The organism is Streptomyces sp. NPDC059534, from assembly GCF_042743475.1.
Classification (GTDB): Bacteria; Actinomycetota; Actinomycetes; order Streptomycetales; family Streptomycetaceae; genus Streptomyces.
Genome location: NZ_JBHWAQ010000012.1, coordinates 167325 through 193488 on the forward strand (window position 1 = coordinate 167325; position 26164 = coordinate 193488).

General features: G+C 73.3%; 25 protein-coding genes. 12 read left to right on the forward strand and 13 right to left on the reverse strand.

Translation table 11 applies throughout. The features are described 5' to 3' along the window. Nucleotides 1–201: 201 nt before the first annotated feature. The 6 genes from cseC to ACFVZH_RS17210 form a co-directional block, all read right to left on the reverse strand. Nucleotides 202–1674: a two-component system sensor histidine kinase CseC gene (gene cseC, locus ACFVZH_RS17185; RefSeq protein ID WP_384898086.1), complete on the reverse strand. Its 1473-nt coding sequence runs from the start codon at nucleotides 1672–1674 to the stop codon at nucleotides 202–204. After that, a complete protein-coding gene (gene cseB, locus ACFVZH_RS17190; protein WP_384898024.1) occupies nucleotides 1563–2258 on the reverse strand; it encodes a two-component system response regulator CseB in 696 nt (231 codons plus the stop codon). The genes cseC and cseB overlap by 112 nt, the downstream gene beginning before the upstream one ends. A 66-nt stretch (nucleotides 2259–2324) precedes the next feature. Then, nucleotides 2325–3074, reverse strand: a complete 750-nt coding sequence (locus tag ACFVZH_RS17195) for a hypothetical protein (protein ID WP_384898026.1) — start codon at nucleotides 3072–3074, stop codon at nucleotides 2325–2327. After that, the gene (locus ACFVZH_RS17200) at nucleotides 3062–3634 is read right to left on the reverse strand and encodes a SigE family RNA polymerase sigma factor (RefSeq protein ID WP_384898028.1); all 573 of its coding nucleotides are present in this window, start codon (nucleotides 3632–3634) and stop codon (nucleotides 3062–3064) included. The genes ACFVZH_RS17195 and ACFVZH_RS17200 overlap by 13 nt, the downstream gene beginning before the upstream one ends. A 179-nt stretch (nucleotides 3635–3813) precedes the next feature. Continuing rightward, on the reverse strand, nucleotides 3814–4740 hold the full coding sequence (locus ACFVZH_RS17205) for an A/G-specific adenine glycosylase (protein WP_384898030.1): 927 nt from the start codon (nucleotides 4738–4740) through the stop codon (nucleotides 3814–3816). Nucleotides 4741–4773: 33 nt separating this feature from the next. After that, nucleotides 4774–5457, reverse strand: coding sequence for a phosphatase PAP2 family protein (locus tag ACFVZH_RS17210; protein ID WP_384898032.1), 684 nt, complete (start codon nucleotides 5455–5457; stop codon nucleotides 4774–4776). A 224-nt stretch (nucleotides 5458–5681) separates the two neighbouring features. Here ACFVZH_RS17210 and ACFVZH_RS17215 point away from each other — a divergent pair, with 224 nt between their 5' ends. Further along, nucleotides 5682–6533 carry a hypothetical protein gene (locus tag ACFVZH_RS17215; RefSeq protein WP_384898033.1) on the forward strand — a complete coding sequence of 284 codons (852 nt, stop codon included), beginning with the start codon at nucleotides 5682–5684 and terminating at the stop codon, nucleotides 6531–6533. A gap of 36 nt (nucleotides 6534–6569) precedes the next feature. On the opposite strand, the gene disA is transcribed toward ACFVZH_RS17215, so the two are convergent. Together disA and radA are read right to left on the reverse strand one after the other, a co-directional pair. Next, nucleotides 6570–7694 (reverse strand): DNA integrity scanning diadenylate cyclase DisA, encoded by a 1125-nt coding sequence (disA, locus tag ACFVZH_RS17220; protein ID WP_384898035.1) that lies wholly within the window; start codon nucleotides 7692–7694, stop codon nucleotides 6570–6572. 122 nt (nucleotides 7695–7816) lie between these two features. After that, nucleotides 7817–9220 carry a DNA repair protein RadA gene (gene radA / locus ACFVZH_RS17225; RefSeq protein ID WP_384898037.1) on the reverse strand — a complete coding sequence of 468 codons (1404 nt, stop codon included), beginning with the start codon at nucleotides 9218–9220 and terminating at the stop codon, nucleotides 7817–7819. A gap of 173 nt (nucleotides 9221–9393) precedes the next feature. Between radA and ACFVZH_RS17230 the strand changes: the two genes are divergently transcribed. Beyond that, nucleotides 9394–11166, forward strand: a complete 1773-nt coding sequence (locus ACFVZH_RS17230; RefSeq protein ID WP_384898039.1) for a hypothetical protein — start codon at nucleotides 9394–9396, stop codon at nucleotides 11164–11166. 119 nt (nucleotides 11167–11285) lie between these two features. On the opposite strand, the gene ACFVZH_RS17235 is transcribed toward ACFVZH_RS17230, so the two are convergent. Next, on the reverse strand, nucleotides 11286–12173 hold the full coding sequence (locus ACFVZH_RS17235) for a hypothetical protein (RefSeq protein WP_384898041.1): 888 nt from the start codon (nucleotides 12171–12173) through the stop codon (nucleotides 11286–11288). Between the two features lie 41 nt (nucleotides 12174–12214). On the opposite strand from ACFVZH_RS17235, the gene ACFVZH_RS17240 reads away from it, so the two are divergent. The 4 genes from ACFVZH_RS17240 (at nucleotide 12215) to ilvD (ending at nucleotide 16747) form a co-directional block, all read left to right on the forward strand. After that, nucleotides 12215–13147, forward strand: coding sequence for a Ppx/GppA family phosphatase (locus tag ACFVZH_RS17240; RefSeq protein WP_384898043.1), 933 nt, complete (start codon nucleotides 12215–12217; stop codon nucleotides 13145–13147). 211 nt (nucleotides 13148–13358) lie between these two features. Beyond that, entirely contained in the window at nucleotides 13359–14192 is an 834-nt protein-coding gene (locus ACFVZH_RS17245) for a sugar phosphate isomerase/epimerase family protein (RefSeq protein ID WP_384898045.1), read from the forward strand. Then, nucleotides 14189–14800 carry a TetR family transcriptional regulator gene (locus ACFVZH_RS17250; RefSeq protein ID WP_384898047.1) on the forward strand — a complete coding sequence of 204 codons (612 nt, stop codon included), beginning with the start codon at nucleotides 14189–14191 and terminating at the stop codon, nucleotides 14798–14800. Before ACFVZH_RS17245 ends, ACFVZH_RS17250 begins: the two co-directional genes overlap by 4 nt. Before the next feature lie 93 nt (nucleotides 14801–14893). Next, on the forward strand, nucleotides 14894–16747 hold the full coding sequence (gene ilvD / locus ACFVZH_RS17255) for a dihydroxy-acid dehydratase (RefSeq protein WP_384898049.1): 1854 nt from the start codon (nucleotides 14894–14896) through the stop codon (nucleotides 16745–16747). 84 nt (nucleotides 16748–16831) lie between these two features. On the opposite strand, the gene ACFVZH_RS17260 is transcribed toward ilvD, so the two are convergent. Continuing rightward, nucleotides 16832–19000 (reverse strand): PQQ-binding-like beta-propeller repeat protein, encoded by a 2169-nt coding sequence (locus ACFVZH_RS17260; protein ID WP_384898051.1) that lies wholly within the window; start codon nucleotides 18998–19000, stop codon nucleotides 16832–16834. 158 nt (nucleotides 19001–19158) lie between these two features. Between ACFVZH_RS17260 and ACFVZH_RS17265 the strand changes: the two genes are divergently transcribed. The 5 genes from ACFVZH_RS17265 to proC all read left to right on the forward strand — a co-directional run bounded on the left by ACFVZH_RS17265 (nucleotide 19159) and on the right by proC (nucleotide 22803). Beyond that, nucleotides 19159–19518, forward strand: coding sequence for an SH3 domain-containing protein (locus tag ACFVZH_RS17265; protein WP_384898053.1), 360 nt, complete (start codon nucleotides 19159–19161; stop codon nucleotides 19516–19518). Between the two features lie 35 nt (nucleotides 19519–19553). Beyond that, nucleotides 19554–20063: a hypothetical protein gene (locus ACFVZH_RS17270; RefSeq protein WP_384898055.1), complete on the forward strand. Its 510-nt coding sequence runs from the start codon at nucleotides 19554–19556 to the stop codon at nucleotides 20061–20063. Between the two features lie 280 nt (nucleotides 20064–20343). Continuing rightward, nucleotides 20344–21174 carry an ABC transporter ATP-binding protein gene (locus ACFVZH_RS17275; protein WP_384898057.1) on the forward strand — a complete coding sequence of 277 codons (831 nt, stop codon included), beginning with the start codon at nucleotides 20344–20346 and terminating at the stop codon, nucleotides 21172–21174. Further along, complete coding sequence (locus ACFVZH_RS17280) at nucleotides 21171–21908, forward strand: ABC transporter permease (RefSeq protein WP_384898059.1); 738 nt, start codon at nucleotides 21171–21173, stop codon at nucleotides 21906–21908. The genes ACFVZH_RS17275 and ACFVZH_RS17280 overlap by 4 nt, the downstream gene beginning before the upstream one ends. Nucleotides 21909–21993: 85 nt before the next feature. Further along, a complete protein-coding gene (proC, locus tag ACFVZH_RS17285) occupies nucleotides 21994–22803 on the forward strand; it encodes a pyrroline-5-carboxylate reductase (RefSeq protein WP_384898061.1) in 810 nt (269 codons plus the stop codon). Between the two features lie 22 nt (nucleotides 22804–22825). On the opposite strand, the gene ACFVZH_RS17290 is transcribed toward proC, so the two are convergent. Further along, nucleotides 22826–23422: a cysteine hydrolase family protein gene (locus ACFVZH_RS17290; RefSeq protein ID WP_384898063.1), complete on the reverse strand. Its 597-nt coding sequence runs from the start codon at nucleotides 23420–23422 to the stop codon at nucleotides 22826–22828. A 45-nt stretch (nucleotides 23423–23467) separates the two neighbouring features. Between ACFVZH_RS17290 and ACFVZH_RS17295 the strand changes: the two genes are divergently transcribed. Next, nucleotides 23468–24511 (forward strand): GlxA family transcriptional regulator, encoded by a 1044-nt coding sequence (locus ACFVZH_RS17295; RefSeq protein ID WP_384898065.1) that lies wholly within the window; start codon nucleotides 23468–23470, stop codon nucleotides 24509–24511. On the opposite strand, the gene trpS is transcribed toward ACFVZH_RS17295, so the two are convergent. Beyond that, the gene (gene trpS / locus ACFVZH_RS17300; RefSeq protein ID WP_384898067.1) at nucleotides 24478–25476 is read right to left on the reverse strand and encodes a tryptophan--tRNA ligase; all 999 of its coding nucleotides are present in this window, start codon (nucleotides 25474–25476) and stop codon (nucleotides 24478–24480) included. The genes ACFVZH_RS17295 and trpS overlap by 34 nt on opposite strands. Before the next feature lie 401 nt (nucleotides 25477–25877). Further along, nucleotides 25878–26164: hypothetical protein (locus ACFVZH_RS17305; RefSeq protein WP_384898069.1), on the reverse strand; the 287-nt coding region annotated here is incomplete at its 5' end.

Below are 26164 nucleotides of genomic sequence, written 5' to 3' on the forward strand. Positions count from 1 at the left end.
GGGCCCCCCAACCGGCTATGTCCGCCTCTCGGTTCTCACCCGCCCCGGCCCTCCGGGCTGTGGGGCGGTCCTACCTATGCCCCCCCCCCACTGCCGTACGTCCACGGCCCGGTCACCGCGCATACCCGCGGCCCGGGCCCGCCGTACGTTCGCGGCCCGCCCTACTGCCGTACGTCCACGGCCCGGGCCCGCGTCGTGCGTTCACTCCGGCCGGAGGACCGGGAAGCTCCCCGTGGCCGTCGGGGCGTGGTCCGGCAGCCACAGGACCGCGATGGCGCCGCCGACCCCGTTCGGAGCCCCCTCGGAGGCCACGTTCCGGAAGGTCAGACGGGCGCCGAGGACCCGCGCCTGGCCCGCCGCGATCGTCAGGCCCAGACCGTGGCCCTGGCCCGCGCGGTCGCTCGTCCCCGTACGGAACCGGCTCGGCCCCTCCTTGAGGAGCGCCTCGGGGAAACCGGGACCGTGGTCGCGGACCCGGACCACCCGGCCCTCGACGGTGACCTCGACCGGCGGCTTGCCGTGCTTGGCCGCGTTCGCGAGGAGGTTGCCGAGGACGCGCTCCAGCCGCCGCGGGTCGGTGTTCACCCAGGAGTCGTGGACGACCCGGACGACCACCTCGGGGTCGAGGGTGCGCACCCGCCGCTCCACGAACTCGCCGAGCGCGATCTCCTGGAGCTCGGCCCGCTCCGACGCGCTGTCGAGCCGGGCCACCTCCAGGACGTCCTCGACCAGGGTCCGCATCGCCTGCGCCCGGTCCCGCACGAGCTCGGTCGGGCGCCCCGGCGGCAGCAGCTCGGCCGCCGTGAGCAGCCCGGTCACGGGGGTGCGCAGCTCGTGCGCGATGTCCGCGGTGACCCGGCGCTCGGCCTCGATCCGCTCGTTCAGGGCGTCGGTGAGGGCGTCGACCGCCCACGCCAGGTCGTCGGTCTCGTCCCGTACGACCCCGCCGACGGCGTCCCGCACCCGCACCTCGGTGTTCCCCTGGGCGACCCGGCCGGCCGCGACGGCGGCCTTCCGCAGCCGCCGCGACAGCTGGCCGCCGATCAGGACGCCGAGCGCGCAGCCGCCGAAGACCACCGAGACCGAGCCGATGACCAGGGCCCGGTCCAGATCGTTCATGATCGTCGCGCTGCGGTCGGCGAAGGGGATGTGCAGCGACAGCACGTCGCCGCTGGCCAGCGGTACGGCGGCCCACACGTCGGGCGGCCCGCCGTGCCGGTGCTCCTGCACGTACGTACCGCGCCGCTTGTCCCGCATCAGCTGGTCGAGCTGGGGCGGCAGCGCCGGATCGTTGATCTTCGTGCCGAAGCGGGGCTCCTTGGGCTTCGACGCCTCGTACATCCGCTGGGCGAAGAGCAGCCGCTCCATCTGGACCTCGCGCGCGTTGTCGAGCATCGAGATCCGGGCGGCGTTGTGCACGACGATGCTCAGGGTGACCGCGATGAGCGCGCCGACCGCCGCGATGGCGACGGCGATCTTCCACCGGACCCCGGTCCGCAGGGGGAGCAGCTTCACCGGAGCGGGCCCGTCTCGGGGGAGGGCGTGTGGTGGATCATGCCGGGCTAGCTCTTGAGCTTGTAGCCGAAGCCGCGGACCGTCTCGATCCGGTCCTGGCCGATCTTGGCGCGCAGCCGCTGCACATGGACGTCGACGACCCGGGTGTCGCCGCCCCAGCCGTAGTCCCAGACCCGCTCCAGGAGCTTGTCGCGGGACAGGACGGTGCCCGGCGCGGCCGAGAACTCCAGGAGCAGCCGCATCTCGGTCGGGGTCAGGGCCACCGGCTGCCCGCCGCGGCGGACCTCCATGCCCTCGGTGTCGACCTCCAGGTCGCCGAAGGCGAGGAGTCCGCCGTCGCCCGGCGCGTCCCCGTGCTCGCCGGCGCCGCCCGCGTGCCCGAAGCGGCGCAGCACGGCCCGGATGCGGGCCATGAGCACCGAGCCGTCGAAGGGCTTGGTCACGTAGTCGTCGGCGCCGGCCTCCAGGCCGAGGACGACGTCGATCGAGTCGGCGCGCGCCGACAGCATGATGACCGGCACCGTCGACTCGTCGCGGATGCGGCGGCAGAGGCTGACCCCGTCCATGCCCGGCAGCATCACGTCGAGCAGCGCGATGTCCGGCCGCTGCGCCCGGAAGGCGTCCAGGCCGGACAGCCCGTCGGGCATCGCGGTGACACGGAAGCCGTCCCGCTCCAGGGCGAGCTGGGTGGCCTCACGGATCACATCGTCGTCCTCGACGAACAGGACATGGGTTTCGGCCATCGTGCGTGCCCTTCGGGAGGCGAGTGGTCGGATGCGGGCGGTCGGGACGGGGCGCGGAGCCGCGGCTCAGTCGGCGGCGGGCTCGCTGGGCGCGGGCTGCTCGGCGGCGCCGTCGCCGACCGCGCGGCTGTAGTCGTTGTGCACCCAGTCGTGCTGGGTGAACCGGTTCCCCGACCAGCGGTACGTGATGACGTCCTCGCCCGAGGGGTACGCGACCGGGTCGCCCTCCGCGTACACCTGCTTGGTGACGACGAGGTCGCCCCGGTCGATCGTGGCGTAGACCGCCGCGTCCTCGGCCATGAAGACGTTCTCGTACCGGTCGCTCTGCAGGCGGTAGACGTAGGTGCCGATGCCCACGGCATCGCCGCAGGTCATGACGTTCACGACGACGTCGGGGGCCGAAGCGTTCGTGAGATTGCCGTACGAGGCGTCCACCGGGTACGCGTCCGCGACGCACGGCTTCAGATCGGCCTTGAGACGCTCGCCGATCTTCGGGTCGGCCTTGAGGAGCGCGATCGGATCCACCCGCTCGGCGGACTGCGGTCCCGTGGTGGCGGACACGGAGGGGGTGGGCGCCGCCGCGGCCACCCCGTCGGTGCGGGCCGCGCCCTCGTCGCGCGAGCCGGTGCCGCCGGTGGAGCAGGCGGCCAGGAAGAGCCCGGCGGCGACCAGCCCGGCCACCGCCGTCGCGCCCGCCACCCTGGCGGTACGACGCGGGCGGCGGCGCCCGGTCGGGAACCGGGCGTCGCCGCCGCTGTCGCCGGGGCCGCCGCCGTCGCGTCTGCCGCCGCCGTCTCCGTCGTCTACGCCGCGCATCGCGCCCGCCCCCCTTCGTCTCCTCGTACGGTCGCCCGCTCCCCGGTCCGCCCCAGGGCACGGGCGTCGAGGTCGCGGCTCTCCAGCTCCTGGCGGAGCCGGGCGAGCGCGCGGTGGAGCGTCGACTTCACCGTACCCGCCGACATGCCGAGCGCCGCCGCCGTCTCCTCGGTGCTCATCTGCTCCCAGTGCCGCAGCACGACGACGCTGCGCTGCTTCGGGGCCAGCACCTTCAGCACGTCCATGAGCAGGGCGCGGTCGGCGTGCTGCTCGGTCGGGTCGTCGACGCACGCGTCGGGGAGCTGCTCGGTGGGGACCTCTTCGAGCTTGCGGGAGCGCCACCACTCGGTCCGGGTGTTGATCATGACCCGGCGCAGGTACGCGTCGGCCAGGGACTTGTCGGCGATGCCGTCCCAGCGGCCGAACGTACGGGCCAGCGCCGTCTGGAGCAGGTCCTGGGCGTCGACGGGGTCGGCGACGAGCCGGCGCGCACTGCGCAACAGCGCGTCCTGCCGTGTGCGTACGTACTCCTCGAAGTCGAGCACCTCGCCGTGCCTCATCCGAACCGCCTCCGATCCCCGTGACCAGCTCTGTTCCTCGTGTCGTCGCCGACGCTACGGAGCGGTTGTCACGGAGCTGTGCGGGGCAGCCGTCGGTGGACGCACGGCCACCCATCGGTTGTGTAACAGCGGGGGCGGAGCAGGTGTGGGAGCGTCCCCACGAGGGAACGGCGGCGGTCTCAGGAGAGCGGGAGGCGGTAGCGCCCGCCCTCCAACGGTTCGACGAGACCGTCCGCGACCAGGCCGTCCAGGGCCCTGGCCCGCTGCACCGGCTCGTCCCAGACCGCGTCCAGGGCCGCCTGCCCCACCGGGTCCGTCGACTCGCGCAGCACGGCGAGCAGCCGGCCCCGCACCTGCCGGTCGGTGCCGGCGTACGTCTGGCCGCGCCGCGGCGGACCGTCGTGCGCGGGCTTGCCGGCCAGCCGCCAGGCGCAGCGTGCGGCGATCGGGCAGCGCCCGCAGTCCTCGTTCTTCGCCGTGCACACCAGCGCGCCCAGCTCCATCGAGGCGGCGGCCCAGCGGGAGGCCGTCCCCTCGTCCTCGGGCAGCAGGGCGCGGGCGAGCCGCCGCTCGGCGGCCGTGGTCGCGTTCGGCGGGTACTGGACGCCGGTCGCCGCCCGGGCGAAGACCCGGCGCACGTTGGTGTCCAGGACCGCGTGCCGCTGCCCGTACGCGAAGGAGGCCACCGCCGCCGCCGTGTACTCGCCGATGCCGGGCAGCGCGAGCAGCTGTCCGTGGTCGCTGGGGACGTCGCCGCGGTGTCGTTCCGTTATGGCCACGGCCGCCGCGTGCAGCCGCAACGCCCGGCGCGGATAGCCGAGCCGCCCCCAGGCGCGGACCGCCTCGCCGGGGGCCTCGGCGGCCAGGTCGGCCGGGCGCGGCCAGCGCGCGAGCCACTGCTCGTACACCGGGAGCACCCGGACGACCGGGGTCTGCTGGAGCATGAACTCGCTGACCATGACCCCCCAGGCGCCGGCCTCGGGGCGGCGCCAGGGCAGGTCGCGGGCGTGCCGGTCGAACCAGGCGAGGACGGGCCCGTGCAGCTCGGCGGGGAATGCCGGGGACACGGAGCTCTCGGACGCGGGGGGAGTGTCGATGGAAGTCATGGCACCCCCGATCCTGGCACGTCCGCGGCGGGATCAGTACGCGCCGTGGCGTGCGCGCGGGGGCCGCTCGGAGTGCGCGGGAGCGTGCCCGGCGGCGTGCGCCGCCTGTCCGCGCCCCGCGCACCACACCATGGCCGCGTTCCCGCTCGACCTGGCCGTCTCCACCAGGGACCGTACGGGCCGCTCGGCCGCCCGCATCACGACGAAGGCGACCAGGGCGCCGACGAGCAGACCGACGGTCACGTCGTGCGGGTAGTGGACGCCGACGAAGACCCGGGAGAACGCCATGAGCAGCGCCATCGGCACGGTCAGCCAGACGATCCCGCGCCAGGACAGGGCGAGCGCGATCGCGGCGGCGCCGGCGATGGCCGAGTGGTTGCTGGGGAAGGACCAGTCGCCGTGCGGCGGGCAGGCGACGAGCGAGGCGGGCGCCCCGGCGACCGCGCGGCAGGGACGTTCCTCGTCGACCAGCGACTTGAACGCCTCGCTCGCCACGTATCCGAAGGCGGTGGCGAGCGGGGCGAGCAGCGCGAGCGCCATCACCCGGCTCGATCCCTCGCGCGAACGCCACCAGCCGGCCAGGAACAGCACGCCGAAGAGCAGCAGTCCGGCCTCGGTCCAGACCTCGGCGAGCCACTGGAACCAGTGGGGGGTGGAGTGGGCGAAGTCGGCGACGTCGAGATACAGACGGTCGGAGAGGTCGAGGAGGGTGTTCATGGTGGACGACGCTAACCGGAATTCCGGCTCCGCCGCCCCGGGCCAACGGCCAGAGCGACCCCCGACGAAAGTAGGGGCTCGCGATTCGCGCCGGTTCCCGCCGATTTACAGCGGGGTCCGAGGAAAAGTTCCCGGAACCGACGGATGTGATCATCGGCAAAACTTGCCGTCTCGGGCGGCGGGTGGGGCGGGAGTTGGCCCGGATCTCTCGTAAGGTTCGGGTCGTGGGATCTTTGCGCAATCCGGTCGGGCCGCTTCCCTCCACCATCTACTGGCGGCGAAGGGCGGTGGCGGTATGCCTGGTGGCGCTTCTGGCCCTGCTCGCCGCCTGGGCCGTCACCTCCGGCGACGGGGACGGGAAGAAGACGAACGACGCCGCCAACGGCTCGTCGCCCACCCCGCCCTCCATCACCCCCGGGCCCTCCGGCAGCGGCCCCGCGATCAGCCAACAGCCGGGCGGACGCGACGAGTCGGACGACTCCGGCGGCTCGGGTGACTCCGGCGACGCCGGCACGGGCAACGGTTCGGGCAACGGTACGGGCGGGGACGCCGGCACGGGCAACGGCACGGACCCCGGCGCCGAGAGCGGCGGCAAGAACGGCGACACCGACGGCGCCGGCGGCGACGGAGGCGCGGGCACCGGCGCGGGCCAGCAGGTCCCGGCGAACTCCCCGCTCCCGAACTGCCCCTCCGCGGCACTCCAGTTGACGCTCCGCACCACCAAGGTCTCCTACGACGCGGGGGAGAAGCCCCGCTTCCACCTCGTCGCCAAGAACACCTCGGGCACCGCATGCAAGGCCGACTTCGGCCCCCGCGCCGCGGTCCTGACGATCAGCGACGACCGGGACGACGAGGTCTGGTCCTCCGCCGACTGCCCGCGCCCCGGCAACCCGATCCTGCTCCGCGTCCCCGCCCACGCCACCGTCACCCACACCGTGGAGTGGGACCGCGGACGCAGCGCCCCGCAGTGCGCCACCGCCCCGGCGGGCCAGGCCGGCCCCGGCACCTACCTGGTGGAGGCCACCATGGCGGGCGCCAAGGTGCTGCCGGCCTCGTTCAGGCTGACGAAGGACTGACCGCCCTGCGTGCGGCGCCCGGGGGGCGCCGCCGGGTCAGACGTACCGCTCCAGGATCGAGGACTCCGCGAGCCGCGACAGGCCCTCGCGCACACTGCGGGCGCGGGCCTCGCCGACACCGTCGACGGTCTGGAGGTCGTCCACACTCGCCGCGAGGAGCTTCTGCAGCCCGCCGAAGTGCTCCACGAGCCGCTCGATGATCGCGCCCGGCAGCCGCGGCACCTTCGCGAGGAGCCGGTAGCCCCGCGGCGACACGGCCGAGTCGAGGGTCTCCGGCGAACCGCTGTACCCCAGTGCCCTGGCCACCACCGGAAGTTCGAGCAGCTCGGTGTGGGTGAGCGCGTCCAGCTCGGTCAGCGCCTCGGCGACCGTCCGCGCGCGCTTGGCGGTCGGCTCCGGCACGTAGTCCCGGATCACCAGCTCCCGCTCCGGCTCCACGCCCGCGATCAGCTCGTCCAGCTGGAGCGACAGCAGCCGTCCGTCGGTGCCGAGCTCGACCACGTACTCGGCGATCTCGGTGGCGATCCGGCGGACCATCTCCAGACGCTGGGCGACGGCGGTGACGTCCCGGACCGTGACCAGGTCCTCGATCTCCAGCGCGGAGAGCGTGCCGGCCACCTCGTCGAGGCGGAGCTTGTACCGCTCCAGGGTCGCCAGCGCCTGGTTGGCGCGGGACAGGATCGTGCCCGACTCCTCCAGGACCCGGCGCTCCCCGTTCACGTACAGCGCGATCAGCCGCATCGACTGCGAGACGGAGACGACCGGGAAGTTGCACTGCTTGGAGACCCGGTCCGCCGTGCGGTGGCGGGTACCGGTCTCCTCGGTCGGGATGGAGGCGTCCGGGACCAGCTGCACACCCGCCCGGTGGATCTTGGTGATGTCCTTGTCGAGGACGAGCGCGCCGTCGAGCTTGCACAGCTCACGCAGGCGCGTGGCGGCGAACTCGACGTCCAGCACGAAACCGCCGGTGCACATCGAATCGACCGTCTTGTCCAGGCCGAGCACGATGAGACCGCCCGTGTTGCCCCGGAGGATCCGCTCCAGGCCGTCGCGCAGCGCGGTGCCCGGCGCGACCGCGCTCAGGGCGGCGCGCATGAGCGCTTCGTTGCCGGAGCCCGCGCCGGACTTTCCAAGGGCTGATGCCCCGTCCTTGGCTGCCACTGCACTCCTCCGGCTCGTACGGATGGGCGAGACCAGGGCAAAGTCTAGCGACACCACCCCGCCGCCCTCCGCCCACGACCGATCCGGGGTGGTCCGAAAGGCGTCCCCACCCTGACCGGCGGCTAACCCTCGGCACCCTCCGGCGCCTTCGCGCGGCGGCTGCGCGGCAGCACCCGCAGGGCGTCGCCCATGTCCGCGACCTCGGTCACCTTCATGCCCGGCGGCACCTTGCCCGGGTCCGTGGGGACCAGCGCGTGGGTGAAGCCCAGCCGGTGCGCCTCGGCGAGACGGCGCTGCACGCCCGTCACCCGCCGCACCTCGCCCGCGAGCCCCACCTCGCCGATCGCCACCAGGTTCTTCGGCAGCGGCGTGTCGCTCTCCGCGGAGGCGAGCGCGAGGGCGATCGCCAGGTCGGCGGCGGGCTCGGTGAGCCGCACACCGCCCACGGTCGCGCTGTAGATGTCCCGCTTGCCCAGCGCGCTGATCCGGCCGCGCTGCTCCAGGACCGCCAGCATCATCGAGACCCGGGAGGTCTCCAGACCGGAGACGGTCCGGCGCGGGGAGGGGATCTGGGAGTCCACGGTCAGCGACTGGACCTCGGCGACGAGCGGCCGTCGGCCCTCCAAGGTCACCGTCAGGCAGGTGCCGGGCACGGCCACGTCACGTCGGGTCAGGAAGAGCCCGGAGGGGTCGGCCAGGCCCGTGATGCCCTCGTCGTGCAGTTCGAAGCAGCCGACCTCGTCGGTCGCGCCGTACCGGTTCTTCACGCCCCGGACCAGACGCAGCCGCGCGTGCCGGTCGCCCTCGAAGCTCAGGACGACGTCGACCAGGTGCTCCAGGAGGCGCGGTCCCGCGATGGCCCCGTCCTTGGTGACGTGGCCGACGAGGAGCGTGGACATGCCGCGCTCCTTGGAGGCCCGGATGAGCGCCCCGGCGACCTCGCGGACCTGGGCCATGCCGCCGGGCGCGCCGTCGATCTCGGGGGAGGCGACGGTCTGCACCGAGTCCATGATCAGCAGTGAGGGCTTCACGGCGTCCAGGTGCCCGAGGACGGCCGACAGGTCGGTCTCGGCCGCCAGGTACAGATGGTCGCTGAGCGCGTTGATCCGGTCGGCGCGCAGCCGGACCTGGCTCGCGGACTCCTCGCCCGTGACGTACAGCGTGCGGTGCTCGTCGCTCGCCGCCTTGGCCGCGACGTCGAGCAGGAGGGTGGACTTGCCCACGCCCGGCTCGCCCGCGAGCAGCACGACGGCGCCGGGCACGAGCCCCCCGCCGAGGACCCGGTCCAGCTCGTCGACGCCGGTCGAGCGGGCGGTCGCCTGCCGGCCGTCGACCTGGCCGATGGGAACGGCGGCGGTGGAGACGCGGCCGGCCGCGGTCGTCCGGACGGCGGGCGCGCCGTACTCCTCGACCGTCCCCCATGCCTGGCATTCGGGGCAGCGGCCGAGCCACTTGGCCGTCTGCCAGCCGCACTCGGTGCAGCGGTAGGACGGCCTGTCCTTGGCGGATTTCGTACGGGCAGCCATGTCGCACACCGTATCCGCCCGCACCGACAACCGGCCGCGGTCCTCCACAGGGGGACGGCCGCGGCACCGGAACGCCCAGTTCCTGTCCCCTTTCGAGCGATAGCTTCACCCGTAAGCATGAGAATGGCTCAACCGGTACGAAGAGTGCCCCGTGCCTTGCCTACGGTCGCCCAGTGACGAGCAGCAGGCTGGATTCCTCCACAGGCACCACCGGCGCCCACCGGGCGCACCGCGCCGCGGACCAGGGTCCGCGGTCGCTCGGCCGGCGGCCCCCCGCCCGCTACGAGGCCGCCCTCGACGGCCTCTTCACGTACTGCCTCTCCGTGCTCTGCGACCACGACACGGCGACCGCCGTCCTCGGCGACGTCCTCGCCGTCGCCGAGCGCCACCACGGCCGCTGCCCCTCCGACGAGGACGGCCGCACGGCCTGGCTGTACGCCCTCGCCCGCTGGGCCTGCCTCCGCAGCCTCGGCGAGCAGCGCCGCAAGCGCCAGGGCGCCCACACCGGCCGCCCCGCCGTCACCGCGCCCGAACCGCCCCGGGTCTCCGAGGAGACCGCCGACCGGCGCCGCGCCGAACTCGCCGCACTCGCCTGGCCCGAGGCGGCCGGCACCACACCCGAGCAGCGCGAGGCCCTGGAACTCGCCGTACGGCACGGCCTCAGCCGTCGCCAGGTCGCCGCCGTGCTCTCCCTCGACCCGCTCGCCGCCCGCGACCTCCTCGCCACCGCGGGCTGCGAGGTCGAGCGGACCCGCGCCGCCCTCGCCGTCGTCGAGACCGGCGGCTGTCCCACCGTCGCCCGGCTCACCGGCGACCAGCGGGTGCTCCTCTCCGCCGCCCTGCGGGCCGAACTCGTCCGGCACGTCGACGACTGCCCCCGCTGCCGGCGCGTGGCCGAGCGGGCGGGCGCCGGCGGCCCCTGGCCGGGCGGCGCCGCGCTGTCCCCGGAGCGGCTGCCGCTCGTCGAGGCGCCCCGGGCCGCCGCGTACATGGCGATGCTGCACGTCCCGCGCGCGCGTGCCGGCGCCCCGCGCTTCGCCCCCACCGGGTTCCCCATGGACCCCAAGGACCATGTGGCCCGCCGCGACCGCATGCGGGCCCGCGCGGTGACGACCACCGTCGTCGCGGCCGTCGTCGCCGCCCCCGTCCTCGCCCTGTGGACCTCCTACCGGGACACCCCGGTCGCGGACGCGAGCGGCCGGAACGGCGCCCGCGTCAGCGCGCGCGAGGCGGACGAACCGGTGGACCCGGACGGCCGCCCCTACGACCACTACGAGAACGCGGGCAACGCCCGCACCACCCCCGAACCCCGCTTCACCCGGGGCAGCCGCGCCCCCGACGTCTCCGTCGAGGTCGTCAGCCCCGGCGGCCCCACCGAACCCTCCCGCCCCGGCGAGCCCGCCGCCGGCTGGATCACGGTCACCGCGCGCGGGCACGGCGACCTGACCCTGCTCACGCTCAGCGCCTCCGGCGGCTCCCCCGTCGACTGGTCGCTGTGGACGGACGCGCCCTGGCTGTACGTGACCCGGGCCTCGGGCACGCTCCGTCCCGGGGAGACGGTCACGATCACCGTCCGCGTCGACCACGGCCGCGAGCCCACGGGCGCCTGGAGCGCGCGGATCGGCGTGAACCCCTCGGGCGCGGTGGTCAGGATCGACGGCTACCGCCCGCCGCCGCCCACGGACGACCGGGTGATCACGCCCCCGCCGGTCACGACGACGGAGCCGACCACGCCGCCGACGTCCCCGCCGACGACCGAGCCGACCACCCCGCCCACGTCCCCGCCGACCACGGAGCCGACCACCCCGCCGACGACCGAGCCCACGACCCCGCCGACGACGGAGCCCACCACGGAACCGACGGCCCCGCCGCCGACGACCGAGGAACCCCCGCCCACGACCTCGGACCCGGGCACACCCCCGCAGACGACGGAGCCCTCCTCCTGACCGACCGGGCCCGCCGGATGCGCGTGCGCCCGAACGACCGGGCCGCACCGAACGACCGGGCCGCATCAAACGACCGGTCCGCACCGAACGACCACGGCCGTCCCAGGCGGCCCGGCCGACTAACCGACCGGGTCCGCCGGGTGCGGGGCGACCATCGGCAGCTGCGAGGCGAGCCGGGCCTCGCACAGGCGGGCCAGGTCCTCGTACGCCTCCTGGCCCATCATCTCGACGAGCTCGGGCCGGTACGAGACGTAGACCGGCTCACCGCCCACATGGGCCGAGGTCGCCGTCGTGCAGTACCAGTGCAGGTCGTGGCCGCCGGGCCCCCAGCCGCGCCGGTCGTACTCGCCGATCGACACCTGGAGCACCCGGCTGTCGTCGGGCCGGTCGATCCAGTCGTACGTCCGCCGCACCGGCAGCTGCCAGCACACGTCCGGCTTCGTCTCCAGCGGCTCCCGGCCCTCCTTCATCGCCAGGATGTGCAGCGAGCACCCCGCGCCGCCGGCGAAGCCGGGCCGGTTCTGGAAGATGCAGGACCCCTCCCAGCGGCGGGTCTGCCGGTCGCCGTCCTCGTCGAGCTGCACCCAGCCCGACCCGCTGCCGACGTCGTGGAACTGCCACAGCTCCGGTGTGAGCCGGGCCACGTGCTCCGCGACCCGCTTCTCGTCGTCCTCGTCGGAGAAGTGCGCGCCCAGCGTGCAGCAGCCGTCGTCGGCGCGCCCCTCCTGGATGCCCTGGCAGCCGTTGCCGAAGATGCAGGTCCAGCGGGAGGTCAGCCACGTCAGGTCGCAGCGGAAGACCTGCTCCTCGTCGGCCGGATCGGGAAACTCGACCCACGCGCGCGCGAAGTCCAGCCCCTTCTCGTCCGGCTCCTCCGTCTTGCCCCGCTTCTGCTTCCCGACCTTGACCGCCTTCACGGCCTTCGCCGCGTGCGCGGTCCTGGCCGCCTTCACGCCGCCGTCGCCGCCACGGTCTTTGTCCGGCTTCGCCTTCTTCGTCTTTGGCACAACACCAAGCGTATGCGGGCGGGAGCAGTAGCGTTCCGCCCATGAGACTCGGAGTCCTCGACGTCGGTTCGAACACAGTGCACCTCCTGGTGGTGGATGCCCACCCCGGCGCCCGCCCCCTGCCCGCGCACTCCCACAAGGCGGAGCTCCGGCTCGCCGAACTCCTCGACGCGCGGGGGGCGATCGCGCCCGACGGCGTCGAGCGGCTCATCGCGACCGTCCGGGACGCGCTCCTGGCCGCCGAGGACAAGGGCTGCGAGGAGGTGCTGCCGTTCGCCACCTCCGCCGTGCGCGAGGCCACGAACGCCGACGCCGTACTGGCCCGGGTCAAGGACGAGACAGGCGTCGACCTCCAGGTCCTCACCGGCGAGGAGGAGGCCCGGCTCACCTTCCTCGCCGCCCGCCGCTGGTTCGGCTGGTCGGCCGGCAAGCTCCTGCTCCTCGACATCGGCGGCGGCTCCCTCGAAGTCGCCTACGGCATCGACGAGGACCCCGACACGGCGGTCTCCCTGCCGCTCGGCGCGGGCCGGCTGACCGCCGGCTGGCTGCCCGGCGACCCGGCCGACTCCGCCGACGTGAAGGCGCTCCGCCGCCATGTGCGCGCCCAGATCGCCCGTACGGTCGGCGAGTTCAGCCGCTCGGGCCGCCCCGACCACGTCGTGGCCACCTCCAAGACCTTCAAGCAGCTGGCGAGGATCGCCGGCGCGCCCGGCTCGGGCGAGGGCCTCTACGTCCAGCGGAACCTGTCCCGCAAGTCCCTGGAGGAGTGGGTCCCGCGCCTCGCCGGGATGACGACCCCCGAGCGCGCGGCCCTGCCGGGTGTCTCCGAGGGCCGCGCGAACCAGCTCCTGGCGGGCGCCCTGGTCGCGGAGGGCGCGATGGACCTGCTCGGGGTCGACGAACTGGAGATCTGCCCCTGGGCCCTGCGCGAGGGCGTCATCCTGCGCCGCCTGGACCACCTCCCGGAGCGTTGACCCCGCCGCGAGCCCGCCGCCCGAGACCGCACGCGGGCGCGCGGGCGGCGCCGGGCCGTGACCCGTACGCGCGAGGGTGCCGCGCCGGGAGGGACTGGACGTACGCGGGGCGAGGGGCAGCGCCGGGAGGGACGTACACGCGCGAGGGTGCCGCGCCGGGCGTGACCGGAACCACCCTCCGGCCCCCCGGCCCGCCCCGTACCCTGTCTCCGTGGCAGAACCAGTGGTGCGCATCCCGGATGCGAAGGTCGCCCTGTCGACGGCCTCGGTCTATCCGGAGTCGACGGCGACGGCCTTCGAGATCGCCGCGCGCCTCGGGTACGACGGTGTCGAGGTCATGGTGTGGACCGACCCGGTCAGCCAGGACGTCGAGGCGCTGCGCCGCCTCTCCGACTACCACCAGGTCCCGATCCTGGCCGTGCACGCCCCCTGCCTCCTCATCACCCAGCGCGTCTGGTCCACCGACCCGTGGGTCAAGCTCCAGCGCGCGCGGGCGGCCGCCGAGCGGCTCGGCGCGTCCACGGTCGTCGTGCACCCCCCGTTCCGCTGGCAGCGGCAGTACGCCAAGGACTTCGTCACCGGCATCTGGCGGATGGCCGACGAGACCGACGTGCGGTTCGCCGTCGAGAACATGTACCCGTGGCGGTACAAGGACCGCGAGATGCTCGCGTACGCCCCCGAGTGGGACGTCACCAAGGACGACTACCGGCACTTCACCGTCGACCTCTCGCACACCGCGACCGCCCGCACCGACGCCCTCGCGATGATCGACCGCATGGGCGACCGGCTCGGCCACGTCCACCTCGCCGACGGCAAGGGGTCCGCGAAGGACGAGCACCTGGTCCCGGGGCGCGGCACACAGCCCTGCGCCGAGCTCCTGGAGCGGCTCGCGCTCACCGGCTTCGACGGCCACGTCGTCATCGAGGTCAACACCCGCCGCGCGATGTCAGCCGCCGAACGCGAGGCCGATCTCGCGGAGGCCCTGGCCTTCACCCGGCTCCACCTCGCCTCCGCCGCCCACCCCTCCCGGGTGCCGCGACCGTGACCGGACCGGCTCCGCGCCGGCGCGGCCGCCCCTCCCGTACCGAGGAGGAGAGCGGGCCGGGCGCGCGCGAACGCATCCTGGACGCGGCCCGCGCCGAGTTCGCGGAGCGGGGTTACGACAAGGCGTCGGTGCGCGGCATCGCGCGGGCGGCCGGGGTGGACCCGGCGCTCGTGCACCACTACTTCGGCACCAAGGACGAGGTCTTCGCCGCCGCGATCGAGGTGTCCTTCGAGCCCGCGGCCGCCGTCCCGGCGATCGTCGGAGGCCCGCGCGACGCCCTCGGCGAGCGGCTCGCGCGGTTCTTCATCGGCGTCTGGGAGAACCCGGTCAGCCGCGCCCCGCTCCTCGCGACGGTCCGTTCCGCGCTGACCCACGAGGCGGCGGCCAAGGTGCTCCGCAACTTCGTGCTCCGCCGGCTCCTGGAGCGCATCGCGGCCGAGCTGGACGTGCCGGACCCGGCGCTCCGGGCCGAGCTGGCGGCCTCCCAGATGATCGGGATCGTGATCATGCGGTACGTGATCCAGGTCGAGCCGCTGGCCTCCGCCGACCCGGAGGAGATCGTGGCCCAGGTGGCCCCGACGCTCCAGCGGTACCTGACCGAAACCTGAACAGGCGTCCCGCATCCCGGACACCCTGTCCAGATCTTGGAGCGTCGGCGTACGCTCGAATGCAAGCACACCCATCACGAGGAGCGAGCGACGATGCCCGAGCTGAGGTCCCGCACAGTCACCCACGGCCGCAACATGGCGGGCGCACGCGCCCTTATGCGCGCCTCCGGTGTACCGGGCGCGGACATCGGTCGCAAGCCGATCATCGCCGTGGCCAACTCCTTCACGGAGTTCGTCCCCGGCCACACCCACCTCCAGCCCGTCGGCCGGATCGTCTCCGACGCCATCACGGCCGCCGGCGGCATCGCCCGCGAGTTCAACACGATCGCCGTCGACGACGGCATCGCGATGGGCCACGGCGGCATGCTGTACTCGCTGCCCTCCCGCGACCTGATCGCCGACAGCGTGGAGTACATGGTCGAGGCGCACTGCGCCGACGCCCTGATCTGCATCTCCAACTGCGACAAGATCACCCCCGGCATGCTGATGGCCGCCCTGCGCCTCAACATCCCGACGGTCTTCGTCTCCGGCGGTCCGATGGAGGCCGGCCGCGCGACGCTCGTCGATGGCACGGTCCGCACCCTCGACCTGGTCGACGCGATGTCCGACGCCGTGAACCCCAAGATCTCGGACGAGGACATCCTCCGGATCGAGGAGAACGCCTGCCCGACCTGCGGGTCCTGTTCCGGCATGTTCACCGCCAACTCGATGAACTGCCTGACCGAGGCGATCGGCCTCTCCCTCCCCGGCAACGGCTCGCTGCTCGCCACCCACACCGGCCGCAAGGCGCTGTACGAGAACGCGGCCCGCACGGTCGTCGACATCACCCGCCGGTACTACGACGAGGACGACGCCTCCGTCCTGCCGCGCTCGATCGCGACCCGCGGCGCCTTCGAGAACGCCATGGCCCTCGACATCGCCATGGGCGGCTCGACCAACACGATCCTGCACCTGCTGGCCGCCGCCCAGGAGGCCGAGCTCGACTACGGCCTGCCCGACATGGACGAGGTCTCGCGCCGGGTGCCCTGCCTGGCCAAGGTCGCCCCGAACGTCGCCAAGGACCGCACGTACTACATGGAGGACGTGCACCGGGCGGGCGGCATCCCGGCCCTCCTCGGCGAGCTCTACCGCGCCGGCCTCCTCGACGAGGACGTCCACTCCGTCCACTCCCGCTCCATCAAGGAGTGGCTGGACGCCTGGGACGTCCGCGGCGGCTCCCCGACGGACGAGGCCGTCGAGCTGTTCCACGCGGCCCCCGGCTGCGTGCGCTCGGCGACCGCCTTCTCCCAGTCCGAGCGCTGGGAGACGCTGGACGTGGACGCGGCCGGCGGCTGCATCCGCGACGCGGCCCACGCGTACTCCAAGGACGGCGGCCTCGCGGTCCTGCACGGCAACCTCGCCGCCGACGGCTGCGTCGTGAAGACGGCCGGCGTCGACGAGTCGATCTGGACCTTCGAGGGCCCCGCGGTCGTCTGCGAGTCGCAGGACGAGGCCGTCGAGAAGATCCTCAACAAGCAGGTCACCGACGGCGACGTCGTCGTCATCCGGTACGAGGGCCCGCGCGGCGGCCCCGGCATGCAGGAGATGCTCTACCCGACGTCCTTCCTCAAGGGCCGGGGCCTGGGCAAGACCTGCGCGCTGGTCACCGACGGCCGGTTCTCCGGCGGCACCTCGGGCCTGTCCATCGGCCACGCCTCCCCGGAGGCCGCCTCGGGCGGCACCATCGCCCTCGTCGAGGACGGCGACCGGATCCGTATCGACATCCCGAACCGCTCCATCGAGCTCCTCGTCGACGAGGCCACCCTCGACGCCCGCCGGGAGGCGCTGAACGGCGTCTACGCGCCGAAGAGCCGCCAGCGCAAGGTGTCGGCGGCGCTGCGCGCCTACGCGGCGATGGCGACCAGCGCCGACAAGGGCGCGGTCAGGGACGTGTCGAAGCTGGGCTGAGCCCGGCGGCACCACGACGGAGGGGAGCGGGCCTTGTGCCCGCTCCCCTCCGTCGTACCCGCCCGCTCCCGGTGGCGCGGACGCTCACCAGGCCGCCGGATCGCGCGCGTCCACCGCGAAGACCGAGCCGTCCGGCGCCGTACCGAACACCCGGTCCCCGGCCACCACGGGCTCGGGGACCAGCGGCGCGTACCCGAGCCGGCCGTTCCGCAGCCGCGGCCGGGTCTGGCCGATCAGCGCCCCGCGCGCGGTGTCGACGGCGAGCAGCCGCCCGTCCTGGACGGAGAAGTAGAGCCGGTCGCCGGGGCCGAGGACCGGCTTCGAGACGTTCCCCGCGGCCGTCTCCAGCTCCCACAGCACCCGGCCCTTGGGCGCCGCGGTGTCGAAGGCGGTGAGATGCCCGTCCGCTTCGAGGAGATGGACCACCGACCCGCGCACGGCGATGCCGCGGAGGTCGAGCCGGTGGGGCAGCTCCACGCGTCGTACGGCACCGCCGTCGGCGCCGTCGCCCACCAGCACGAGACCGTCGACCCACGAGGTGTCGTAGTGGTCGGCGAGGACCAGCGTCCCGTCACCGGTGCGGCCCACCGGGGCGAGATCGCCGTCCAGGTCCCGCCGCCAGACCGTCCTGCCGTTCCGGGGGTCGACCGCGCCCACACGCGTGCGCGTGCCGTCGTACGAGGTCTCGGACACCGTCAGCAGCCCCGTCGGACCGTCGTACGACCCCGGCAGCGGCAGCGTGAAACCGTCCAGGCCGTGCCGCCACAGCTCCTTCCCGGTCCGGCTGTCGACCGCCCGGATCCCGCCCTGCCCGTCGGTCAGGACGACGGCCGAGCCCGCCGGCCGGTACACCTCGGGCAGCGTCCCCCCGGCGCTCCAGCCCGCGGCGCCGTCCCCCGCACCGAACGCCCGCAGCGGACCCGTCGGAGCGGCCGCCCCGACCAGACCGTCCGCGAGGAGGAGGGGGGCGGTCGGCGCCTCCGCCTCGACGGGGGTGGACAGCGACCACAGGACACGGCCCGTCACCGGGTCGAGCCGGGTGAGCCCGACACCGCGGGCCGAGCAGTACAGCGCGCCGCCGCCGTGCGTACAGGCGGGCGCGGCGGTGGGGCCCTTGTCCTGCAGCCCGGTCGACCAGCCGGCGAAGACGGTCGCCACCTCGTCCGGGTGGGCCGGGGCCTCGGGCGCACCGCCCGCCGGGGCGCTCAGCGCCGCGTACAGACCGGCGCCGGCCAGGGCGAGCACCGCGGCGACGGCGGCCGTCGGACGCGGACGGATCCGTCCGCCCAGGCGCGGGCGCCGGCGGCGCGGGGCCGGCGCGTCGACCCGTACCGGCGTGTCCGCGTCCCACGCGGGCGCGGGGCCGGTGTCGCCGTCCGGGAGAGCGGGCCGCCGGCGCTGCGCGGGTATGAACGCCTCCGCCGCGTACGAGGGTGGCAGCAGCGCCGACATGATCTGGGCCGGGGTCGGCCGCTCGGCGGGCTCCTTGGCGAGGCAGCGTGCCACGAGCGGCGCCAGCTCCGCCGGCACGCCCGTCAGGTCCGGCTCGTCGTGGACGACCTGGTACGCCACGATGTACGGGCTGTCGGAGTCGAACGGGCCGTGGCCGGTCGCCGCGTGCACCAGCACCGAGCCGAGCGCGAAGACGTCCGCCGCCGGCCCGACCTCGCGCGGACGCTGGAACTGCTCGGGCGCCATGAACGGCGGCGAGCCGATGAGCTTGCCCGTCTCGGTGTGCAGGTCGCTGTCGACGGGCCGGGAGATCCCGAAGTCGATGACCTTGGGGCCGGTGTCGGTGAGCAGGACGTTGCTGGGCTTGAGATCCCGGTGGACGACCCCGGCGCGGTGGATGTCGCGCAGTGCCTCGGCGAGCCCGGCGGTGAGCCGCCGCAGTTCGGCCGGGGCCAGCGGACCGTTCCGCTTCACCTGGTCGGCGAGGGTCGGGCCGGGGACGTAGAGGGTGGCCATCCAAGGGCGCACGGCATCGGGGTCGGCGTCCACGACCGGCGCGGTGAAGGCCCCGCTGACCCGGCGGGCGGCCGCGACCTCCTGGCGGAAACGTGCCCTGAACTCTGGGTCCTCCGCATACCGTCCGTGCACGACCTTGACCGCGAGCCGCAGCCCCGAAGCCGAGGCGGCGAGGTGCACCACACCCATGCCGCCGGCTCCCAGACACGCCTGGAGACGGTAGTCGCCCGCGTACTCGGGCCCCTCCGCTTCCCGGTCGGAACCGGTACTGCGCAACGGTGGCATCGCCCACCCCCGTGTGATTCCCCGTCACCCGCGCGCACCCGCGCGAACTCGACGGAGCCTAGTCCATGGCGCCCCCGAAGTCGGTGGGGCTTGCTAGCCTGCGCGTCGCGGAGAGTGAAACTCGGCGGAGCGCTTTTGCGCCAACGGGGGAGGACACCATGGACGCCAGACACACGGACGACGAGAAGACCACGGCGAAGAAGGCCGCGGGGGGCGAAGGCGTGCGAGAACCGGCCGTGGGGGAGAGCCTGACGGCGATGGCCGCCGCGGCCCACCTCTACGAGGTCGCCCCGGGCTACCGGGTCAACGTGCGCTCGGGCCCGAGCACCAAGTACCCGATCGTGCGGTCCCTGCCCCTGGGCGCCACCGTGGCGATCCACTGCCAGAAGTACGGCGAGTGGATCAGCGGCCCGTACGGCACCACCAACATCTGGGACAGCATCGCGCCGGGCGAGTACGTCTCCGACGCGTACGTGCACACGGGCAGCGACGGCCTCGTCGCGCCGCGCTGCTCCTGAACCCCTCCGTCGCCACCCCGGGGATAATCGACCCCGTGAGCGACGACAAGCAGACCCCCCGCACGACCGGTAGCCCCTCCGGCGGCGCGCCCACCGGGCCGCAGCCGGAGGAGATCCGCTTCTTCGGCACCACCTGGCTCGACCACACCGGCGGCTACGCCCTGCGCCGCGCCGGCCTGGCCGCCGGCGCGCTCGCCGCCGCCGTTGCGGCCTGCCTCGTGCTGCGCTTCGCGTACGAGGGCCTGCAGATCGCCGACGTCGGCGGCATCGTCAACACGCTCGTCGTCATCATGTTCGCGGTCTGCAGCGCCATCGCCTTCCGCAAGACCTGGGAAGGCTTCGGCCACCGGCCCACCGACCCGGCCCGCGAGGAATCCCTGCGCAGCCTCAAGGCGATCGGCTTCATCGGCTCCCTCCTCGCCTACGCCGTCCGCTGCCTCACCGAGGCCCCCGGCGAACAACTCCACCGCACCGAGTACGAAGCCGCCCTCACCCGCCACACCAAGCGCCGCACCTCCCCCCGCAAAAACCCCAAACGCAAGTAACCCCCCACCACAGCCCCCCACCCCGCTGCCGCAGACAAGCCCAGCCGTCCAGCCCACGTTGTGGGCATCTGTTCCGCAAGGGCGGAACGGGTGGGCACAACCCACCCACCGGCCCGCACGGCCCCCCCCGGGCCCCGCCCCAGCGGTCGTGGGCAACGCCCCACAGCCGAACCCCCCGCCGCAACGTTGTGCCCACCGGCCCGCACGGCCCCAGGCCCCACCGCCACAGGCCCCGTCCACGTCCTTGACGCCCCGCACCCCCAGGCGCACTATTCATCGCATGATGAATTACCCGGCGGGTGAGTCCGCCGACCCCACACCCGCCGACCCCACACCGACCACCCCCACACCCCCGGCCATCACCGCCCACCACCTCACCACCCTCCGCGGCAACCGCACCGTCCTCCGCGGCCTCGACTTCACCGTCCCGGCCGGCCGCATCACCGGCCTCCTCGGCCCCTCCGGCTGCGGCAAGACCACCCTGATGCGCGCGATCGTCGGCACCCAGGCCAAGGTCGACGGCACTTTGCAGGTCCTGGGCCGGCCCGCCGGAGACCCCGCACTGCGCTCGCGTATCGGCTACGTCACCCAGGCCCCGTCCGTCTACGACGACCTCACCGTCCGCCAGAACCTCGACTACTTCGCCGCCGTCCTGCTCCCCGGCCGCGCCCGCCGCCACGACCGCCGCGCTCTCGTCGACCGGGCGATCACGGACGTCGACCTCGCCAGCCACGCCGACTCCCTCGCCGGCCGGCTCTCCGGGGGGCAGCGCAGCCGGGTCTCCCTCGCCGTAGCCCTCCTCGGAACACCCGAGCTCCTGGTCCTCGACGAGCCCACCGTCGGTCTCGACCCGGTCCTCCGCCGCGACCTGTGGAACCTCTTCCATCGGATCGCCGCCGACCGCGGAACGACGCTGCTCGTCTCCTCCCATGTCATGGACGAGGCCGAGCGCTGCCACCGGCTGCTCCTCATGCGCGAAGGCGAGATCCTCGCCGACGACACCCCCGAGAACCTCCGCCGACGCAACGACACCGCGACCGTCGAGGAAGCCTTCCTCCGTCTGGTCGACGCCGCAGCCGCCCGAGCCGCCCACGAGGAGTCCCGGTCATGAGCTCCGCACGCACCCTCGCCACCGCCGCCCGTGTCCTGCGTCAGCTGCGCCACGACCCGCGCTCGATCGCGCTGCTGCTCCTCGTCCCCTGCGTCATGCTCTTTCTGCTCCGGTACGTCTTCGACGGCAGCCCGGGCACCTTCGACAACATCGGGGCCTCGCTCCTCGGCATCTTCCCGCTCATCACGATGTTCCTGGTGACCTCCATCGCGACCCTCCGCGAACGGACCTCCGGCACCCTGGAACGCCTGCTCGCGATGCCCCTCGGCAAGGCCGACCTCATCGGCGGCTACGCCCTCGCCTTCGGACTGCTCGCCGTCGTCCAGTCCACCCTGGCCACCGGTCTCGCCGTCTGGTTCCTCGGCCTCGACGTCATCGGCTCCCCGTGGCTCCTGCTCCTGGTCGCCCTGCTCGACGCGCTCCTCGGCACGGCCCTCGGCCTCTTCGTCTCCGCGTTCGCCGCGTCCGAGTTCCAGGCCGTCCAGTTCATGCCGGCGGTGATCTTCCCGCAGCTCCTGCTCTGCGGCCTCTTCACCCCGCGCGACCGGATGGCCCCCGCCCTCGAAGCCGTCTCCGACGTCCTGCCGATGTCGTATGCCGTCGACGGCATGAACGAAGTGCTCCGCCACCCCGACATCACCGGCGACTTCGTCCGCGACCTGCTCGTCGTCGCAGGCTGCGCCGTCCTGGTCCTCGTCCTCGGCGCGGCCACCCTCCGCCGTCGCACCGCCTGACCGCCCCTCGGACACCCGCACACCGCCCGGCCCGCCGGTGCGAGGATGACGACACGTACCCCCCTCCGGCGAGGTGAACAGAGCCATGACCCAGACCGTCGCAGTCCTCGGCACCGGCAAGATCGGTGAAGCGCTCCTCAGCGGCATGATCCGCGCCGGCTGGCGCCCCGCGAACCTCCTCGTCACCGCCCGCCGCGCCGAGCGCGCCGAAGAGCTCCGCACCCGCTACGGCGTCGAGACCGTCACCAACGCCGAAGCCGCCAAGCGCGCCGACACCCTCATCCTGGCCGTCAAGCCGCAGGACATGGGCCGCCTCCTCGACGAGCTCGCGCCCCACGTCACCGCCGACCGCCTGGTCATCAGCGCCGCCGCCGGCATCCCCACCTCCTTCATCGAGGACCGCCTGACCGCCGGCATCCCCGTCGTCCGCGTCATGCCCAACACCCCCGTCCTCGTCGACGAGGGCATGTCCGTGATCTCGGCCGGCAGCCACGCCACCCCCGGGCACCTCGCCCACACCGAGGAGATCTTCGGCGGCGTCGGCAAGACCCTCCGCGTCCCCGAGTCCCAGCAGGACGCCGCCACCGCCCTCTCCGGCTCCGGCCCGGCCTACTTCTACTTCCTCGTCGAGGCCATGACCGACGCCGGCATCCTCCTCGGCCTGCCCCGCGCCCAGGCCCACGACCTCATCGTCCAGGCCGCCATCGGCGCCGCCGTGATGCTGCGGGACAGCGGCGAGCACCCGGTCAAGCTCCGCGAAGCCGTGACCTCCCCGGCCGGCACCACCATCAGCGCCATCCGCGAGCTGGAGAACCACGGCGTCCGCGCCGCCCTCATCGCCGCCCTCGAAGCCGCCCGCGACCGCAGCCGCGAACTCGCCTCCGGCAACAGCTGACCCAAGGGATGTCCCGCCGGGGTCACCGGACCCCGGCGGACGCCCCCTTGACCACGTCCTCCGTGGACACGACCTTCGCGAAGCGGCCGCCGTGCAGCGACACGGCCGTCGCCTGGGACAGCTCGTCGGCGCTCCGCGACCACCCGAACGGCCCCTCCAGGTCGAAGGTGTGCATCGCGTCCAGCGGGAACACCACGTCGTACCCGAGGTTTCCGCCCATCCGGGCCGTCGTCTCGTTGCACATGTTCGTCTGGATCCCGACGATCATGATCTGCGCCACATCGAGGCCGGTCAGCCACCCGTCCAGCGACGGCTCACCGTAGAAGGCCGAGTTCACGCTCTTCGTCACGAGCAGCTCAGGACCACTGCCCTTCCCGCGCCGCTCCTCGACGAAGTCCTTGAACTCGTTCCCCACGTACCCCGCCCGCAGCGGCGAACGCGAACCCTCCAGCGAGTCGTGCCGCACGAAGGCGACAGGGCGCCCCGTCTCCTGCCACAGGTCGATCAGCGCCGCGATGTTCCCCTCCGCGGCCGGGTTGTTCCGCTTTCCCCAGAACTCCTCCTCGAAGCCCTTCTGCACGTCGATGACCACCAGCGCTGCGTTCTCCGCGATCTCCATGCCCACGATCCTGCCCCCGGCGGAGGCCGTCTCCCAGAGGGGTGAATGACAGCGATCGATGATTTACTGCCACCCGTGTCGCCGTCCCCCACACCTCGCCCGCAGCGCATCGCGCTCCTCGTCTTCCCGGGTGTCCGCGCCTTCGACATCTCCGTCATCACCGAGGTCTGGGACAGCGACCGCACTCTCCGCGGCGTCCCTCCCTTCGAACTCCGCCGGGCCGCCGCCGACCCGCACACCCCCGTCCCCCTGCGCGGCGGACTCACCCTCACCCCCGACCGCGCGCTCGACTGGCTCGACGACCTCACCGCCACCGACCTCGTGGTCGTCCCCGGTATCGAGGACCCCGACGCCGACCTCCCGGCCCCCGTCCTCGAAGCGCTCCGCCGTGCCCATACGGCGGGAGTCCCCGTCGCCTCGCTCTGCGCCGGCGCCTTCGTCCTCGCACGCGCCGGACTGCTCGACGGCCGCCGTGCCGTCACCCACTGGTACCTGGCCCGGACCCTCGCCGACCGCCACCCCGCGGTCCAGGTCGAAGCCGACGCCCTCTTCGTCGAGGACTCGGGCATCTGGACCTCGGCCGGCACCGCCGCCGGCATCGACCTCTGCCTCCACCTCGTCCGCACCGCCCACGGAGCCGAAGCGGCCGCAGCCATTGCCCGCTCCATGGTCACCGCACCCTTCAGGACCGGCACCCAGGCCCAGTTCATCGAGCACCCCACCCCCCGCGCCGACCGCGACGCCGACGCCCTGGCCGACGTCCGCGCCCACGCGCTCGCCCACCTCGCCGAACCCCACACCGTGGCGAGCCTCGCGGCCCACGCCGGCATGTCCCCCCGCTCCTTCGCCCGCCACTTCCAGGCCACCACCGGAACCACCCCCCTGCACTGGCTCATCACCCAGCGCGTCGCCGCCGCCCAGAAACTCCTCGAACTCACCGACCACCCCCTCCCCGAGGTGGCCCGCCGCGCGGGCTTCGGCAGCGAGATCACGATGCGCCAGCACTTCGCCTCGCACCTCGCCACCAGCCCGCGCGACTACCGCAACGCCTTCCGTCACCCCGCGGGCAACAGTCCGATCGCCCGATAGGCCCGGTCCACCACGGGCCGCGCCGTCCCACGGGCCCGCTCGGCCCCGTCCCTTAGCACCTGGTCCACATGACCGGGGTCCGCCGCGAGCTCGGCATGCCGCTCCCGCAGGGGCCTCAGCAGCTCGACGACCGCGTCCGCCGTGTCCTTCTTCAACGACCCGTACGTCTCATATACACCGGCCAGCTCTTCGGGGTTCCCATCCGTCGCCGCTGCCATCAGATCGAGCAGGTTCGCGACCCCCGGCTTGAGCTCCCGGTCGTAGGCGACCTCGCGCCCGCTGTCGGTCACGGCCCGCATGACCTTCCGCCGCACGGTCTCCGCGTCGTCGAGCAGATAGACGATCCCGGCCCCGTTCACGTGCGACTTCCCCATCTTCGACGTGGGGTCCTGGAGGTCCATCACCCGTGCCGCCACCTTCGGCTGCGTCGCCTTCGGCACCGTGAAGGTGTGCCCGTACCGCTGGTTGAACCGCACGGCCAGGTCCCGGGTCAGCTCCACGTGCTGCCGCTGGTCCTCACCCACCGGTACCTCGTCGGTCCCGTACGCCAGGATGTCCGCCGCCATCAGCACCGGATACGTCAGCAACGACAGCCGCACCCCTTCGCCGGCCGCCCGCGCACGCTCGCTCTTCTCCCTGTACTGGATCATCCGCCGCAGCTCGCCGTCCGTGGCCGTGCACTCCAGCAGGTACGACAGCCGCGCGTGCTCGTCCACATGACTCTGCACGAAGAGCGTGCACCGCTTCGGGTCCAGCCCGGCCGCCAGCAGCAGCGTGGCCGCCTGCCGACTGAGCCGGCGCACCCGCCCGGGATCGTGCTCCACCGTCAGCGCGTGCAGGTCCACGACGCTGAAGTACGCCTCCGCCTGATGCTGATCCACCTCGACCCACCGCCGTACGGCCCCGAGATAGTTGCCCAGCGTCAGATGCCCGGTGGGCTTGACCCCGCTGAAGATCGTCGTCATCGCGTTCGTTCTCCCTCTTCTCCAGGGCGCCGACCCGACGGCCGCCTCCCGGAGGGGGATACGCGAACGGCCGCCGAGACGGCGGCCGCTTGTTGCATGCGCGGGTGCGGGCCGCCGGTCAGGCGGCCCACCACTGGGTGGTGTGCGCATGCGTAGTCATAGGTAGAGGCTACGTCCCAGGCCCGGGGTTGACACGGGATTACCGGATCCGTAGTGTTCTCCGAGTTGTCCGACGTGAGCACCGACTCCGGTCGGCCCCGGACAGCCATTCCGCAAGATCCTCTGAAGCTGACGATGCTTTGCCGTGTCGTCGTGCTTTCCGTGCGTTTTTGCGAAATGAGGAATCCGCGTTCGAAGAACTGAGCGCAGCCGCCCGATTAGCGTCGGAGGCAGGAAATCCGCTAAAGTCTCACTCGTCGGAACGGCCCAACAGCCGCAAAGACAAACCCCGCTGACTGGGAATCAGACGCCGAAAGGATCTGATAGAGTCGGAACAGCCGGAAGGGCCCGGAGCGAAAGCGAAAGGGACCGGAAAGCGCCGAGGAAATCGGATCGGAAAGATCTGATAGAGTCGGAAACGCAAGATCGAAGGGAAAGCCCGGAGGAAAGCCCGAGAGGGTGAGTACAAAGGAAGCGTCCGTTCCTTGAGAACTCAACAGCGTGCCAAAAATCAACGCCAGATTAGTTG

Coding starts and splice junctions, on each gene's coding strand:
- cseB (WP_384898024.1), bottom strand. CDS start 2,258: ATGGCCGAAACCCATGTCCTGTTCGTCGAGGACGACGATGTGATCCGT.
- ACFVZH_RS17195 (WP_384898026.1), bottom strand. CDS start 3,074: ATGCGCGGCGTAGACGACGGAGACGGCGGCGGCAGACGCGACGGCGGC.
- ACFVZH_RS17200 (WP_384898028.1), bottom strand. CDS start 3,634: ATGAGGCACGGCGAGGTGCTCGACTTCGAGGAGTACGTACGCACACGG.
- ACFVZH_RS17205 (WP_384898030.1), bottom strand. CDS start 4,740: ATGACTTCCATCGACACTCCCCCCGCGTCCGAGAGCTCCGTGTCCCCG.
- ACFVZH_RS17210 (WP_384898032.1), bottom strand. CDS start 5,457: ATGAACACCCTCCTCGACCTCTCCGACCGTCTGTATCTCGACGTCGCC.
- radA (WP_384898037.1), bottom strand. CDS start 9,220: ATGGCTGCCCGTACGAAATCCGCCAAGGACAGGCCGTCCTACCGCTGC.
- ACFVZH_RS17240 (WP_384898043.1), top strand. CDS start 12,215: ATGAGACTCGGAGTCCTCGACGTCGGTTCGAACACAGTGCACCTCCTG.
- ilvD (WP_384898049.1), top strand. CDS start 14,894: ATGCCCGAGCTGAGGTCCCGCACAGTCACCCACGGCCGCAACATGGCG.
- ACFVZH_RS17260 (WP_384898051.1), bottom strand. CDS start 19,000: ATGCCACCGTTGCGCAGTACCGGTTCCGACCGGGAAGCGGAGGGGCCC.
- ACFVZH_RS17265 (WP_384898053.1), top strand. CDS start 19,159: ATGGACGCCAGACACACGGACGACGAGAAGACCACGGCGAAGAAGGCC.
- ACFVZH_RS17275 (WP_384898057.1), top strand. CDS start 20,344: ATGATGAATTACCCGGCGGGTGAGTCCGCCGACCCCACACCCGCCGAC.
- ACFVZH_RS17280 (WP_384898059.1), top strand. CDS start 21,171: ATGAGCTCCGCACGCACCCTCGCCACCGCCGCCCGTGTCCTGCGTCAG.
- proC (WP_384898061.1), top strand. CDS start 21,994: ATGACCCAGACCGTCGCAGTCCTCGGCACCGGCAAGATCGGTGAAGCG.
- ACFVZH_RS17290 (WP_384898063.1), bottom strand. CDS start 23,422: ATGGAGATCGCGGAGAACGCAGCGCTGGTGGTCATCGACGTGCAGAAG.
- ACFVZH_RS17295 (WP_384898065.1), top strand. CDS start 23,468: ATGACAGCGATCGATGATTTACTGCCACCCGTGTCGCCGTCCCCCACA.
- trpS (WP_384898067.1), bottom strand. CDS start 25,476: ATGACGACGATCTTCAGCGGGGTCAAGCCCACCGGGCATCTGACGCTG.